Origin of the sequence: Lysinibacillus sp. G4S2, assembly GCF_030348505.1 — a bacterium.
Taxonomy (GTDB): domain Bacteria; phylum Bacillota; class Bacilli; order Bacillales_A; family Planococcaceae; genus Lysinibacillus.
In genome coordinates, this window is sequence record NZ_JAUCFJ010000002.1 from 3,436,180 (window position 1) to 3,452,206 (window position 16,027).

9 protein-coding genes and 4 pseudogenes are annotated in these 16,027 nt (G+C 33.6%); 4 read left to right on the top strand and 9 right to left on the bottom strand.

Going from position 1 to position 16,027, the window contains the following annotated elements; genetic code table 11:
* Window positions 1-644: 644 nt before the first annotated feature.
* From hblA to QUF91_RS17710, 4 genes are all read right to left on the bottom strand, one after another.
* Entirely contained in the window at window positions 645-1,757 is a 1,113-nt protein-coding gene (hblA, locus tag QUF91_RS17695) for a hemolysin BL binding component B (RefSeq protein WP_285399179.1), read from the bottom strand.
* Between the two features lie 29 nt (window positions 1,758-1,786).
* Window positions 1,787-3,019, bottom strand: coding sequence for a hemolysin BL lytic component L1 (hblD, locus tag QUF91_RS17700; RefSeq protein WP_285399180.1), 1,233 nt, complete (start codon window positions 3,017-3,019; stop codon window positions 1,787-1,789).
* Between the two features lie 60 nt (window positions 3,020-3,079).
* Complete coding sequence (gene hblC, locus QUF91_RS17705) at window positions 3,080-4,399, bottom strand: hemolysin BL lytic component L2 (RefSeq protein ID WP_289418839.1); 1,320 nt, start codon at window positions 4,397-4,399, stop codon at window positions 3,080-3,082.
* A 592-nt stretch (window positions 4,400-4,991) separates the two neighbouring features.
* Window positions 4,992-6,029: a Fic family protein gene (locus QUF91_RS17710; RefSeq protein ID WP_289418841.1), complete on the bottom strand. Its 1,038-nt coding sequence runs from the start codon at window positions 6,027-6,029 to the stop codon at window positions 4,992-4,994.
* 1,045 nt (window positions 6,030-7,074) lie between these two features.
* On the opposite strand from QUF91_RS17710, the pseudogene QUF91_RS17715 reads away from it, so the two are divergent.
* A pseudogene (locus QUF91_RS17715) lies at window positions 7,075-7,772 on the top strand (tyrosine-type recombinase/integrase).
* Window positions 7,773-7,935: 163 nt separating this feature from the next.
* Here the strand turns inward: QUF91_RS17715 and QUF91_RS17720 are convergent.
* The 3 genes and pseudogenes from QUF91_RS17720 to QUF91_RS17730 all read right to left on the bottom strand — a co-directional run.
* Window positions 7,936-8,367 carry a GNAT family N-acetyltransferase gene (locus QUF91_RS17720; protein ID WP_285399183.1) on the bottom strand — a complete coding sequence of 144 codons (432 nt, stop codon included), beginning with the start codon at window positions 8,365-8,367 and terminating at the stop codon, window positions 7,936-7,938.
* A 137-nt stretch (window positions 8,368-8,504) separates the two neighbouring features.
* A complete protein-coding gene (locus QUF91_RS17725; protein WP_285399185.1) occupies window positions 8,505-8,789 on the bottom strand; it encodes a CD3324 family protein in 285 nt (94 codons plus the stop codon).
* Between the two features lie 1,896 nt (window positions 8,790-10,685).
* A pseudogene (locus tag QUF91_RS17730) lies at window positions 10,686-11,254 on the bottom strand (transposase); the annotation flags it as partial.
* Between the two features lie 397 nt (window positions 11,255-11,651).
* On the opposite strand from QUF91_RS17730, the gene QUF91_RS17735 reads away from it, so the two are divergent.
* Entirely contained in the window at window positions 11,652-12,185 is a 534-nt protein-coding gene (locus QUF91_RS17735; protein ID WP_285399190.1) for a sigma-70 family RNA polymerase sigma factor, read from the top strand.
* Window positions 12,178-13,206 carry a DUF4179 domain-containing protein gene (locus QUF91_RS17740; protein ID WP_285399192.1) on the top strand — a complete coding sequence of 343 codons (1,029 nt, stop codon included), beginning with the start codon at window positions 12,178-12,180 and terminating at the stop codon, window positions 13,204-13,206. The genes QUF91_RS17735 and QUF91_RS17740 overlap by 8 nt, the downstream gene beginning before the upstream one ends.
* Window positions 13,207-13,413: 207 nt before the next feature.
* On the opposite strand, the pseudogene QUF91_RS17745 reads toward QUF91_RS17740, so the two are convergent.
* A pseudogene (locus QUF91_RS17745) lies at window positions 13,414-14,028 on the bottom strand (IS4 family transposase); the annotation flags it as partial.
* A 304-nt stretch (window positions 14,029-14,332) separates the two neighbouring features.
* Here QUF91_RS17745 and QUF91_RS17750 point away from each other — a divergent pair.
* Window positions 14,333-15,352, top strand: coding sequence for an ETX/MTX2 family pore-forming toxin (locus tag QUF91_RS17750; RefSeq protein ID WP_285399193.1), 1,020 nt, complete (start codon window positions 14,333-14,335; stop codon window positions 15,350-15,352).
* 272 nt (window positions 15,353-15,624) lie between these two features.
* On the opposite strand, the pseudogene QUF91_RS17755 reads toward QUF91_RS17750, so the two are convergent.
* Window positions 15,625-15,934: pseudogene (locus QUF91_RS17755) on the bottom strand (Tn3 family transposase); the annotation flags it as partial.
* Between the last annotated feature and the right edge of the window lie 93 nt (window positions 15,935-16,027).

The window sequence follows — 16,027 nt, forward strand, 5'->3', positions numbered from 1 at the left end:
TTCTTTTATCCCACATATTTTTAAAGTGTATATAATTCAAAAAAACCATCAACCAATTTAAAGCGATGACAAAAGTATTAGACGAAAGAGAAATCATTTTGTTTCATGACATAGCTTTGACATAAACCATATAATTTCCAAATAATAAACCATAAACTTTCTAACCCTATATCCACAAGGCTTTAAGTCATTTTATAGATTAAACTAAACGAGTGCCTGCTCATCAGTCAGCTACAGATCCTAACCTGTATTGGCTAGCTCTACAAGGGAAACCGCCTTGCAGACCTAGCCAACACAGGTTAAATGGACTACGCCGACCGACGAACAGAAGACAAAGGAACTTCTGAGGTGTTTTTGAAAAAAATTGTTAAACTTGGAATTGCAATTTAGGAAAATAAATCAAGCATAAAATTTCCTGAAATAAAATAAAGCATAGAGTTTCCAAAAGGAAATTTTATGCTTTACGTCACACCTTGATACATCTATACTTTGAGCTACTTTATGAGATGCGTGTCTTGAAACGGAAGGTATGAAAAGAGCTGAAATACCAGTGTTTTCAAGGGTTTTTTACCATCTTTTTTAAATACTGACCCTCAGTTTGACCCAACATGAGGAAAAAGCCTCTTTTTTTGAGTGATAACAGGTTATATTTTTAACTCTTTTATCCCTGCTTTTAATATGTCTGCATCTATTTTTAATGTTTTCCAGCTGTCTTTAGCTGATTTCAAGTTAGGTAGTAAAAATTTAAATTTATTTTGTTCCGCTTTATCAGATGCATTCTCGATATGTCTCAGTACCCCCGAATATTGAGAGTCTAAGTCATTCCATTGCGTAGACATAAAAGTAAGAGCATTAATAGAATCATCGAGTGCATTGTACATCTCACTAATATTACTATGTGCAACTCCAACTACACGATTTAATGTTATTTTATAATCAACTGTCTGTTTTAATTGTGCTAAAAACGGTTCTAATTGACCTAATTGATCTCTTGCTACCCCCAGCATTATACCCCCAGCAATCCATGTAGGAATAGAAGGCACAGATACTGTTATTATTCCATCAGACTCTAATTTCTTATAATAGTTTACTGATTCTAAAACTTCATTTAGGCGCTTTTGATCATCCTCAACTGCAACCCCTTGGTTTTTTAAAATCGACTGTAAAAGCTCTTTGTTACTTCCAAATGCTCTAACATCTGGTCCAATATCATTTCTTAATTTAGTTAATTCTTCTATTAATTGTTGTGCATACTTTTGATTTAGTTGAATCTCTTCTCGTAAATCTGTAATCCCTTCTATTAACGTCTCTCCATCTCCTGTATTTATTGCATCTACAATTATGTCATAATAATTTTCAAACTTTGTATCGTATTCAATAATACCTGTCAATGTATCAATAAGCTGTTTTTTTACTTTTGTATCCCATGTGAGAGCGTGTGCTCTTGCATCCTTTTGGTCTTGTACAATTTTACCTGGTAAATCCGTATATCCATTAATATTAATTCCTTCAAAGTTTACATCCGGATTCTTAATTAACATATAAGAATAAGCATTCATAGATTTTGCAAAAAGTCCCGCCTTTTGCAAGGTTTCTTTCATCTTCACTTCGTTTCCTGAAAGAGACGTATCACTATTGCTTGTTTGCTCAATTTTACTTGTCTCTGCAAATGCTGCTACTGGAGAGATTACAGAGGTTGTTGTTAAAGTTAAAAATGTCGATACAGCGAGTACTTTGTAAAGAGATTGTTTATTCATTTTATATTCCTCCCTATATGTATTTTTTTCTAATTATTATCTTCTTGTTTAAAAGCAATGTCTTTTGCAATAAATTCCGCATCTTTATGAATATCATTCCAACTTTGTTTAGCCGCTTTTAAATCATCAGGTATTAAAGAGAGCTTATGATCTTGTATTTGATCGATATTATCATATAAGTCTTTATAATTTGCCCCCATTGTATTCCATTGTTGTTGAATATTCGTTAGAGACATTATTGCTTGATCCACTGTTTGGTATAGGTATGTCAAAGTGTCTTTTGCGTTAGTAAGTGAAATAACTGCTTGATTAGCAAAATCGGCTTTCATAGTTAATTCCCCGATTTTATTCGAAATTTCGTTGTAGGAATTCATATGATTAGATGCCGTAACACCAGCTGCTGTTCCTAAACCAATACCAGCTGCACCGAGAGCTGTAAGGCCACCTACAACAGCTGGCGTTGCTGTTCCGCCAGTCACAACAATTACTACCGCTCCTGCAATAGTTCCTATAACTAAAATAGCTGCTCCCAATCCACCACCAATTGACCATGCTAATACATTGTCAAAATGTGCTTTTTGAGTGGAACGTAGATTCTCAATTTCAGTTTGGAGTTGTGGAACCAATGCTTGTTTTCCGGCCATTATTGCCGTTAATCCACCCTTCCCATCTGGACCACCAATATTATTTTTAAAATCTATAGTATTTGTATATAGCTTTGTTTTGAAGGCTTCCAACATCTTAATTACTTCTGTAACTTCTTTTGAATTTGTATCAATCGTACGAATTAAATCACCAATACCCTCTTTTAGCCCTTCCTTATCTTTCTTTTGTACAGTATCTATTAATGTGTCGTAATAATTATTAAATTGTTCATCATAATTTACAATGTTACGTGCTGTCTTTTGAATTTTTGGCTTCGCTGTATCTAACCAATAATTCGCATTGATTCGAGACAGTTCCTGATTAAGGTGAATATTTTTGATTAATTCTCCCCCATCAGAACCTAAATCAATATTGGATAGATTTACATTCGGCTGTTTAATCATTGTTTTTGCGTACAAATCCATTACAAGAATATGAGACCCTGTTTCAGCTAACGCTTTCTTCAGTCCTTCAGGCCCTAATGCATAATAATTTCCTATTTTTTGTTCTTGAACGACCTGCTCTTGCGCAAATACCTGAATAGCGCTACTGTTTGTTGCGGTTATAACCGTTGACAAAGTGACCACGGTTAACACTTTAAATGGTAATTTCTTCATATTATCTCCTCCCAAGCATCGACAGATTTTCAAATTTCACTTTTATTAATTTCACGAGTATTAAAATTTATCAGTTTGTTCCTCTAGTTGACTTATTACATTTTTCAATCGTCTTAATGTATCTTTTTGAGATAGATTGTTAGTAGTATCAGCATCAGTACTTAATTTTGTAATACTACTTTTTATTAAACTCAAATCTTCTTTATAACGTTTCAATAGGTCAAGTTCTACATCCACTTGGCTAGCAAATGTATGCAAATCATGTTGCATAATAAGAATCATTGATTTTTGTAAATCTGCTATCGTTAGTTTCGTTGTTAAATCATATAATTTTTGATTTTGTTGCTCTAAATCATCTAAATATGCTCGTTGTTCTGCCTTTAGTTTATTAACTTCAGCAAAGGTACTATATGTTTTTTTGATTTCTTCCGGGTCAATTGCTTTTATAAGGTCATACTCTTTCGCTTTTGTAGCTGCTGCTGCAGCAATTTCACCTTTATTATTTTTCTCAATTGCTTCACGAGCTTCTTTTTTAACAGCTTCAATTTCTAAAGCAGATTTACCCTTTTCTTTTGCTTCTTTCTCTGCTTTTTTCTCTGCTTCTAAAATAGCGTTGTTAATTTCTTTTCCTTTGTTATACGTTGCCGCTGCTATTTGAGCAGCTGGATCAATGATATCTTTTGAAAGACTATAGATCTCTTGGAATATCTTAAGTCCTTGTTCATTTAAAGCTCCTGGTAGAAATGCTATTTCTTGCAAATTATTTTGAATCGATTTTTTAGTATCTAGTACTTCACCTTTTAGCTTGTCTATTTTCCCTGTTCCTTCTAAACTAAGTACTCCCAGAGCTTTTGCCACATCAGTATCTAGATCTTTAAGTTTTTTATCAAGCTGTAATTGAAGATCTGTTAATTCATTAATTTGATATTGAACATTTTCTTGATTTGTCGTAACCATTTCTTGAAGGACTTCCAGTCTATCCAAGAAACCTTCTTTATCTTCCTTGTTATCTACATATTCTTTTAATGTTGGATAATAGCTATGAAATTTAGTGACAAATCCATTACTTTTAGAATTAATTAGAATTAACTTTGGATAAAGTTCCGACGACCATTCTTTCATATCTTGTTTTATTAAGAATTGTTCTGTATTTAAAGCTGGTACTTCATCTAGCTGTACATTAGGTTTCATTAAAGATTGGTCGATATACATTTGGATTAATTTAGATTGTGCACCTAATTTTCTTAAAGATGAAGAAAGAGTCATGTTCTCTTCTTGAATTTCTGCTTGAGCAATAGGCGTTGCAAAAGTATGTACTGGAATAACTCCCGTAGCAACAATGGATGTTATCACTAATCCTGTAATTAATTTCTTTTTCATTCTATTTACCTCCCTATTTGATATTTTTCACAATAATTCATACGTTCTATTTTACATTTTGAGCACCCCTAACTTACTTAATCAGGAAAGATTCTTTCTATTTCCTATGATGTAAATCTTAGTCATAGACACAGTTTTTAGCAAATAACAGCGAAAATAACCTAAATTATGTTTAGAATATGTTATTTCCCGTTATTTTGATTCTGAAAATAGATTAATAATAGCAATATTGATATGAAGATGTCACAATAAAGCGAAATTCAGTTGTCAGACGACTAAATATTGACATAATTTTGTTAATAATGGGGGAATTAAGTGAATTGGAGTAATTCTTTAAAGGTTTGACATATTGATCCCAATGGGACTTTTTTGTTAATAGATATTAACTGTGAGATGGTACCTACTTAATTTTCATTACTGAGGGGTATCCTTGACTTGTAGTTACAAGGCACTTTTGAGATTTTCCATGTTTCTAGATTGAATCGTAAAGAACCAATTGCTTATTTAAGATGGGCAATTGGTTCTTAGATTAGATTATTGATTTGTTTAGTAGGAACTTATTAGCCCCGATTTGAAAAGGGTTAGATTAAGATTAGACTTTCATCCAGCGCGCATTTCTTCCTTTTGAAATAAGTTTAATTTCACCTAATAATTGTAAATTAGTTAAAGTTTTACTAATTGTACTTTCTGCTATATCTGGATAAATGCTTCGAATGCATTCTTTTGTAAAAGGTTGTTTTTGATTATGAATGAAATTTTGAATTCGCTCTACCTTTGTATATTTACATATAGAACCCAATACTCTGCAATGTAGAACTTTATAAACCTCTAAAATAATCATTAAGAACTCTTGTAACCAGAAGCTAATATTATGCCCATTACAGTACCAATTAAGCGATGATTTAAATATGGCTTCATAGTATTCTGATTCTCTTTTCTTTATATATTCATCTAAACAAACATATTTTACAAATGTATATCCGCTTTTTACTAATAGTAATTGCATTAACATAAGTGTTAATCTACCATTACCTTGACTAAAAGGGATTATGCAATAAAAATTCAATATAAAACGAGCTATTAATATAAGTGTAGGTAACTCTTTTTTACTGTTTAATAAATTGTACTGGTTGCATAATTGTTCTACAGCCTGTGGAATATTTTCAGGCGGAAGAGGGCGATAACAAATCGTGTGCATCCCTTTTTCCGGAATTCCTAGGATAGAAAATGGCTTTTGCCGCCATTTTGCACTGTCAGAGGTATTATAATGAATTAATTGAAAATGTAATTCTTGTATAGTATCTGGACTTATAGAAAAAGTACAAGATTTTTTATGTACAAGAGCCAAAGTTTCATAAAAACAAAATATCGCATCTTCCGAAATTGATTGGGGTATCATATCATCTAAAATAAGTTCCTTTAATCGCTTATTTGAAACTTTTATATCCTCATAAACTGAAATATAGTTTTTTATGTATTGTAGGGGTATAGCTTTTTCAAGACTAGTGAATATATCAGGTTTTTGCTCTTGATAAGCGGTCAACATACCTTTATATTCACTAATTTCACTGACTATGTTTATTAGTTGTTGATCAATATTTATGTACTGGTCTTCGAAAAAATTTCTCATTTTGTTCCTCCTGTTACTAGCTCTTAATGCTCTATTACAATAATAAATTTTCTATTTTTTTCGATTTCCTAATGTTATTCGAGTATTACTATTCAAATAACCTCCTGTTTAATAGAGCTTTTACTTTCTAAAGAATGAGGATTAATTATTATTCGAATTTTTGTATAAAGTTAGACTTTGAACTTGCGTATTCCAGAAAAATGGATTTATTGTAAATATAGACGTTAGACATTATTAAGTATCGGAATATTATCCTTTAAATGTACTGATTTCTTATTATTTTCTTTGATATTTTTTTATGTATTTTTCTTACAGTTGTAATACGTTTACTAAATGAACATTTACGAAATCATAAACTATGTTATTTTTGTTTTTGTTAATATTGCTTAATTTATTGAATTTGATAACCACTATGGAGCTTTAAATACTTATATCATTCAACCTTTCTATCAAAAATCCTATTCATTGAATAAATTCTTCAAAATCATCACCAACATTTTTTGTTATTGATTTAACCAATACATTTAACACAATTTAACTCTCAAATGTTAAATAATTTAAACGTATGAATGATTTTTCTTAAATATCCGATAAAGTCTACTACATTTCTTGTTAATTCATTAATTTTAACCCAATTAGTGAATTTCATTTATAAAAGAATAGAATAAGCTGAATGACCTTTTATATCCATAGTTTTTGACTTTCTTACTCGAATAGAGCACTCATTATATTTACATCTTCAATCCATAAATTAACGGCTTCTCCAATTCTTAATCCACCTTCATATAATAATCTTAATATGAGTTGATCTCCCCTTGGAAACTCAATAGCAGAATACCGCCTCTTAACAAAACAAGTTCTTGCTTATACAATAAAAAGTAAATTAATTTACGGCTTTTTCAAAAGCAACAATCCTTACGAATATAACCTCTTTTACTTGGTCCTTTAGTTTTCTTCTTATCACAGCTGTGGAAGGCTTTTGGTCCAAAAGCAGTCCTAAATCGAAAGAAAATCAAATATAGTTAATTGACCTGTTGCTCAATATATTCAAAATGAGTTATCTTTTCTTGCTATATCCGGCAAGCACTTAAAACCAGCCAGTCTTGCACACCGTATCCGCTTTATGAAATCATTTTTTCGTTGGTCTCATGAAGAAGGATACCTGAGTAAGAATCCAACTTCCAAAATTAAAGAACCGAAAGTAGGAAAGCGGATACCCAAGTATTTAACCGAACGGGAGATTAAACACCTCCGTGAATCCTGTCATTCCGCAATGGAAAAAGCGATTTTCGAATTCATGTTTTCTACTGGTTGCCGAATTGGAGAAATAGTTGCGTTAGAAAAGAACCATATTAATTGGTCCAATCAATCCGCAATAGTTAGAGGAAAAGGTGATAAGGAAAGGGAGGTTTATTTTAATACGCGTTGTGACATATGGCTTAAACGTTATATTGAAAGCCGTACTGACAATAATCCTGCCATCTTTGTGACAGTAAGACAGCCACATAAAATGAGTGTTGCCCAGATGCGATACATCATCAAGCGGATATCAAATCGTGCTGAAATCAATAAAGAAATTCATCCACACCAACTTAGACACAGCTATCCAACTCATTTGTTGAACAATGGAGCTCCCATAGAAGTCATACAAAGTCTTATGGGGACGAGAAAAGCGAAACAACTAGGATCTACGCTCAATTAAGCGGGAGGCTAAGGAAAAAGTATTATCAGAAGTACTTTTAAATGTAAAAGGAGCAATGTCTTAAAAGACTTTGCTCCACTTGACTAAAGCACCCGATCGTATTATAAGGTCAGCAAGAGAAATCTGGTTGACTATTTTTTATTCAATTTATAGATTGATAGTAGCCGGGGTAGAACGGAAGCTTTCCCTTCCTATTCTATTAGATTAACATTTATTTAAATCTTTTTTTAAATAGTAATGTTTATAATCTCTACCGACGTTATCTAAACTCCCAAACACTTTATATCCATTTTTTTCGTAAAAACCTAACGCTTGAAAACTTAACGTATCTACCTTTATGAAATCACATTCTTTTTCTAAAGCTATCTTTTCAAGCTCTTTTAATAATCTCGTTCCAGTTCCCGATTTTCGTATATCTTCATCTATTATAAAGGTGTGAATTTCTAACCAATTCCAACATACTTCAGCGAGTATACCGCCACGTACAATGCTGTTTTCGTCTTTAATAAATAAATTGATTTCTTCATATCGACCTCTTAAATCTACTGGAAAATGCTTTAAATTAAACTTATAAAGCTCATCATTAATTTTCTGTTTATCTCCTTTATTTATTTCTTTCGTAATATACAAACTCATTATTCATTTCTCCTTTTTTATTATTCTTTTTATAGGTGTTGATTTGATTATAAGTGGATTACTTTACTTGAAAAAACCTCATAGTTGTTTCATAAAAGAAAATAAGCCAATGCGGTAAAAAACCACATTGGCTTATTTCAAAAGTTCGTTCTGTTTCTTTTTTCTGTTAGTATAATTCTTTGTATACTCTTAGATGACAAATAATACTTTCCACCCAACGTAGCCATATCCAACCCCGATAGATAATCGTTATAAATATTAGAATTTCTCAAATCCAATTCTTTTCTTGTAGAAGTACTGGACCCCCAACTTTTTTTATTATCTTCTCTTCGAGGGATATAAATATATTCACCATCAACATATTTCTGTATTAACTCCACCAACTCAGCTGGTAGTATATGCTTTGCTTTTTTATAGCTCATTTTTGCACTCCTAAATTTTAATATTTCTTTTAGGAAGAGCAAAGGCTATTTTCAATTATTTTATTGTGCAATAGCCTTTGCTATGCAAAAATAGTATTCCTTCTCATACACTCAATCCTCCTGGCAATTTTAGATTATTTATTTCAGCACAACTCCGTTTTACATTTAATACATATTATACCATATTCATTTTCGATTCATAAGAATCCAAATCCCATAATCCGTTTCAAATATTTGTTGTTTCAAAATAAACTTCAACACATTATTGTTCATACAGATAGGTAAGCCTTTGAAATTATCGCCAGCTTTTCCCCCTGTCCACACCGTACGTGCGACTTTCACCGCATACGGCGTTCCAACTAATCCAATTCACTTAATCATCAACACTTCTGATATCAAAATACCTTCTATGTCTCAATTCTTCCGTTTCAATAAGTCGGTGCCTCCCCTGGAAGGTAAACCTCTTTTAGTCTCACGAGAACCTTATTAACCAATAAAGATTTGCCAAGCATGATTAAGTAATTCTTCATTAGTCTAGTGGCTATCCCTCCTCGTTCATTACACGCTTCAACGGTACTGTGCCACCACTTTCACTGATATAAAGTAAAGTTATATAACCGCTAATCTTACGATTATTTTCCTTCGCAACGCTTCAAAAAGAGTAAACCCTCCACGTTATCAGCTTACAATGTTGAATTATATCTATTATGGAATGAACTTAGGTGCTTCCTGTAAGCCTGTTAGCATTCATTCGCCTGTAACGTATCAATGGATTTTCATATTAGCTAGTCTTACTCACCCACATCTAACCTCACAATTTGGTGACATACACATTTCTATGTATCGTAGTATAGACCCGTACATTCAGAAGTTTGTCAGCTTAACCTTTTCTTTTAGGTTCATTCGCATTCTCCCCATATTCATTCAACTCAAGCATCATGATTTACACCACCACCGCGGGTAGGCTTTCGTCAGCCGAACTGTTACGGTAAATTCTCACGCTTTTTCTCCGAGCTTATAACACTTTCATTCTTACTAAACAAGTGCTATTCGACTAAGAGAGAACCCTTCCGAGCGTTACCTCTTCGTTTGATTCTTCGATATAACCCTTCAATTCCGAAAGGAACTGCCTAGCTTTACCAGAGTAATGTGACCATTCTCCATTTGAGCTAGGAACATTTCGCACAACTAACCTGCTTCGTTAGTTGAATAGCAACAGTTTTTGAGAAAACAGCCTTTCAAATTGAATAAATTCGTTTAAAAAACTGACTTCTGTTCCTATAAACCATTCACAATCTAGGTATTCATATTGCCTAAAATAACGTACTGCTGCTTTCGCGATTGCCGGATCGTATCGGGTTATATATTAGAATAACTGATTATGCTTAAGTAAAATGCATCGGAATTATCGGTGCATTTCATGTGCTAGCTTCCTCACAACATACACCTCTCTCTTTACATCATACTCATGTCTACCTATTATCACATGGAATTGCAGCTCTTTACATCCTTTTACGGGCATTGACGTTTCTTACAGATGCAAATAACCAGGAAATACTTGGAATAAAATTCGAAAATTGAATGATTTACTTATAAGAATTGCATATAGACAAGTTCAACAGGACTATAACACCATTCTATCTATACACCAAACCCATGAGAAAAAAGGAGGATTATTTTGAAGAAAATTTTAGAGAAGAAAAAAACTTTAAATTGCCGTGAACCTGAATTATTCATAGCTATTTAAAGTTTGTGGATTTTCATGAGTTTTTTTATAGTAGTCTCGTTTTTTTGTGAATCTATGCTTCAGGAAAGAAGAAATAGAAAGCAAATGGAAAGAAATTCGTTTTTTGGGCAGACTCCTTCCTTGGTGCGATGTCGATTTTTTAAAAAAGGTTATTTGATTTCTAATTGTTGCACCCGGGTCAGTACGTCACAAAAGAAGTGTGCATACACGAAGCTAGAAGACAATTTAAAGTACATTGAGCGTCCAGATTTCACTAGTTTACTTGCCACTTTAATGAGGCGCGTGCGAATTGTTTGGATTTGAATACCCTTGTAGCGCTTTGGGAAACTAGTGTACGGAGCCAGTTTGTAAAATTATAGGTAAGCAGACTTAACATCATGCGTGCTTCGTTAACAATGAAATCATGACTTTTCATCTGATCGAAACCAAAACCGTTCTTCGCTTCTTTAATGAAATTTTCCATCGTACCTCGTTGTTGATAAGATTCAACAATGGCTTGTGGTGAGAAAGTTTCACTCAAATTCGTCACAAAAAAAGCATGAGAAAAGAACAGTTCACCAGCTGGGCGAATCGATTGAATAACGATTCTTCGTGGTGCGGGCCAAGAAGACGCTTGATAAATGGATTCATCGATATAGCGCTCGGTCACGGATACATCACGAATTTCATGTGTAGGGTGCAGTTCTTCAGCGAGCGCCTTTAGTTTAGCATTGGCCTTTTTCTGTGGCCGTACAGCTGGTAAAGATTTTATAGAAATGGCTAACCTCAAGCCAATAAAATTATTTAATCCACTTTCAGGTGAAAGTACAAACGATAGCAACGAGGAAGACACTCTTAGTGAATGTTCAACAGAAAGCGAGAACCATTCATCAAACGCGGATTATAAGAATAAGTGGAATCCGATTGCGAAACAATTACATAATGCTATCAATCTCATTATCGTTTGTTGGGATATCCCAATCTACGGAACGTTAGGGAATCAGCTAGGCGGCATTTTATCGTAGGCTAAAGGAAATGGAAAAAGATAATGGATAACAATTTTAATACATTTAATTATTTTGCAACCGATTTACTTCCTCATTCGACTTTATTGTGTAACGGAGAGGAGAACCAAAATGGATCTAGCAAAATTAGTGAAAAAAGCAAAAAAAGGTGATGATGAAGCATTTGAACAACTGATTGGTTCTGTTCGACAAAAGCTGTACCGAACAGCCTATGCATATGTTAGAAATGAACAAGATGCTCTTGATGTCTATCAGGAAACAATTTATACAGCCTATATTTCCATAAAGACATTAAAAAAGCCTGAAAGTTTTTCGAGTTGGATTACAAAAATTCTAGTATTTAAATCCATTGATTTTATTCGTAAAGAGTCCCGCCATTTTACTACAGATAATGAGGAAATCTTTACTGAATTAATCGCTTCTGAAAATGTTGATTTTATCATGCATTCGATGGATTTATCAGAAGCCTTTAATTTCTTAAATCCTACTGTTAAGACCATTATTTTGTTGAGGTATTATCACGATCTGTCCATTAAGGAAATTGCCACCATCATGAATTATCCGGAGGGAACCGTGAAATCACACTTAAATCGAGCGAAAAAAGAGCTAAGACCCATTTTAAAGGAGGGCTATCTTTATGAATAAAGACAAATTCAATCGATCTATCGACAACATTAATGTACCTGTTGAAAAGCTAATGGCAAGGGAGAAGACGGCTATCTTTCAAGCTAAGAAAAAAAGAAAAGTAGGAAGAACCACAAAACAGTCAATCTTGGTTGCATGTGGGTTATGTCTAACTTTGCTTGGTTCTGGATTTGTTTCAACAGGCATGGCGGAAGCCTTATCAAATATCCCCCTAATTGGTCCAATTTATAAAGATTTTAGAGACATTGCCTCAGAGAAAATTGAACACGATCAACTTACGACAGTAATTGATAAACAAGATAGTAAAAACGGCTTAACAATGACTGTAAAAGAAGCAGCTTATGATGGAAACCGGTTAATCGTAACGGTAGTTTACACAGGTCAAAAAGAACTTTCGATGAAAGAAGAAAAGGCCGGCTTTAGCTATATAACAATTAATGGACAACAAGAAATTAAACCAGCGATTGGTTCAACAGGTCAGGACGACTTAAACTCGAAAACAATAATTGAACATCATCAATTTACCTTCTCTAAATTTAATGAATTTGGCGATAACATTGAGATTGAGGTCCATGGAGAAAACTTATTTGGCTATGAGGGCAAGTTGAAGGTGGCTTTCCCACTTAAAAAAATAAAAGGCGATGTGTTTGAGTTTTATCCAAAGGTTACAACTAAAACGGTAGATGAAGTTTATAAGTTAACAGCGGATAAAGTAACCTTTTCACCGCTATCAACCAGAATAGACCTAACGATTGATTACCCTGCTGAAATGGATAAAAACGATACTTGGCCATGGTTTGATTTCTCTGTAGTCGATGATAATGGTCAGGTATATGATAAACTGAAACTACAATCAGGCATGGCAGTTGGGAACTATGGTCATCATATGGTACTGACACTGCCTCCAATGGATACGATACCAAAATCATTTACACTCAAGCCAAGTCGACAAAATAGTGAAGGATTTAGTGAAGAAATAAAGGAATTAGAATTAGTCGTTCCTTTAAATAAAAGTAAATAATGACCTCGTTTGCTTCGTTTACTCATATCGCGGAAGTACCTTAAGCTAACGAACACGCGATAGTTGAATAACGAGTTTTATTAAAAGCCGTCATGAAAGCCGGATTCCATAGCTATTGGAATCCGGCTTTTTCACATTAAATTTACTTAACGTTGTAAATCCGCATTTTCCTGACGGTACCCCTCCACTGACTTGCATAGGCCTCCTTTCCAATGAAAAATAACCCAAATCACGAATACATAAATCTCCTGGTCGTAAAGTATCTAAGCACTCCATACCAAATGTTTTGTCATTATTTTTTTCCTGGTCCAACTTGAAAGTTAAGAAATTCTTCACTGTGCAAATCATATTCTAATTGAATTTTGATTCCAGCTGTTTGGGCACATCCTCCAGAGCCTGGATATACATTCTCTAAAGTATTTGGCACTTGAAATACGGTGGCATCTAGGATACGAATTCGTTGAAAATAAGAGAAGAGGTGGTTAGAAATTTGCGTTTGTTCACATACTTTTTGTTGTAGCAGTAAAGAAAAAATATGTTGTAAAAACAAAACTGCTTTTGTATTTAAGCGTTTATTTAAGCCTCAGGGCTGATTAAAGGGCCTGTCGCTGCATGAAGCCTACTACATAATCGAACAAGGGGATCACTTGCCACCCGTTGACTCACCCAAATACAAATAGTAGCTAAGTCTGAGCCAGAAAACTTGCGTTTTCGTTTTACAAACCCTATTTCTCTTGCAAGTTCTTCTAAAAATACAGGTGTAACATATCGTTGTAATTCTTCCACAAATGGTTGTAGTTCATCTTGAATTGAGAGATTCATAAAAAACGCCATCCTTTCTAATCTAGCTTGTTTAGAAAGGATAACGTTTTTTTGTATTTAAGGGTATTAAAATTTCTTAAGTTGAAGGGCATGTATAGTGACCCCTCTGAGCTGGATAGCAATGTGGCGACACTCTTTTATTATATTTTTGCAAGACTTTTGTAATACTTATGAAAGGATTTCGAAAGATATATAAACTAATATAAACTTATCAACAAGTAGAATTCACTTTATTTTATAGAATAATAGTAAATTCGATTGTTATAAATACAAATTTTATAATCTCAAAAAAGGAGCTAGTAATATGCTAAAAAACAACAAGAAGACTAAACAAATTTTATCACTTGCTATGATTGGAGTTATTGGTACTTCATTTGCATTCGCATCCCCAATTTCAGCGAGTGCAGCAAGTACACCTCAAGTTAACCCTATCGCAGCAGGACAAGAAAACCCTTATATAGAAAATTGGGATGAGCCCTTCAAAAAGATGTTTAGCATGCTTCAAAATAATGTTGAACAGTATAAGAATTATAAAAATCCACAGTTTGTTCTTAATAAGGTAGTTAAAACGTCTGTAGAAGAAGATGGTTCTCCTATTACTAATGCAAAAACTTTATTCGTAGGGAAGACAGTTTTCAGGAATAATACGGATCGTGATCAAACTTTCACTACAAATGAATTCTCAAAGACAATTGAACATTCTGTTTCTAGTTCCACTACACATGGATTTAACTTAGGAGTAACTGCTAGTGCATCGTTTGGTATTCCTGTTATTGGAGAGACAAGTGTTGAAATATCTACTGAATATAATTTCTCAAATACAAATGAAACTACAAAGACTGAAAGTTATACTTATACCGCTAGCCCACAAAATATCGTAGTTCCTGCACATTCAGCTGTAGAGGTTTCTGTAATTTTAAATACCGTTAAAATAGATGGAAATGTAGACCTTACCTCTACTATAACAGGAACAGTTAATTATGAAGATGGTTCTCGAAAGCGCAATAATAATCTTCAGAATTTATGGTATGACGCTTTTAGATATAGCAATACCAAGACTAGTGCTTTTAATGTAAGCCCTGTCTATGAGTATTCAGATGGTTTGTCTGATAAAGTTACTTTAAAAGGAAAAGGTAAATACTCAGCTGAATATGGAACACAGTTCTCTGTATCTGTAAAACCTATTGTAGAGCAACCTAGAGCACTTGCTGTTCAATCTGACGGTACGGTTGCTGAAAATGGCAAATCTACTGACGAAGATTACACTACTACTAACGAAGGTTACACTTATACAGTTGAACCAGAAGTTAAAAAAGGACAATAAAAATAGAAAAAAGCTCTCTCATAATAAAAAAGTGAAAGTTTCTTCGATTTTATCGAAGAAACTTTCACTTTTTATGTATAAGGGGTCACTATGATACCTCATAGCCGTCAAGCTAAAATTTTAAAGTATCCCCTAAACGGAAATTTTGTGCTAGCTTGTAACAAAAAGCTCATTTTTTCGGTTTGGGGTAATTCTGATTCTTAAGTTGATGGGGATGGGATCCTACCAGCAAAACGCGGAAAACATACGCTAAGGAATCATCGGCTTGGATTTTATTGAACAAGAGGACGGAGTGAGTCTAAGCTTGCTATTTTTTTCATATCAAAGGTGTTTTCACAGAAAATTAATATGTTCCCATCCCAATGGCGAAATATGTTTTAGTAAATCTTCTTGCAAATTCCCTTTTTCCTTCAACAGTTTTGTTGCTTCGGTAAGATATACGGTATTCCATACATTAATGGCATTAATTATGATGTTTAAGGCGCTAGCACGTTGTAGTTGATCTTGCAGTCCTTGTTCCCGTAATTCTCCTCGTTTTCCAAAGAATAAGGCTCTTGCCAATCCATTCATGGCTTCACCTTTACATATAAGAAAATATTTGATACTCTCCTTTGAGATTGCTCCGGCTACTCTCTCAAGTAAGACAAATCGAGTAGGAGGGAGTGATTAACTCCC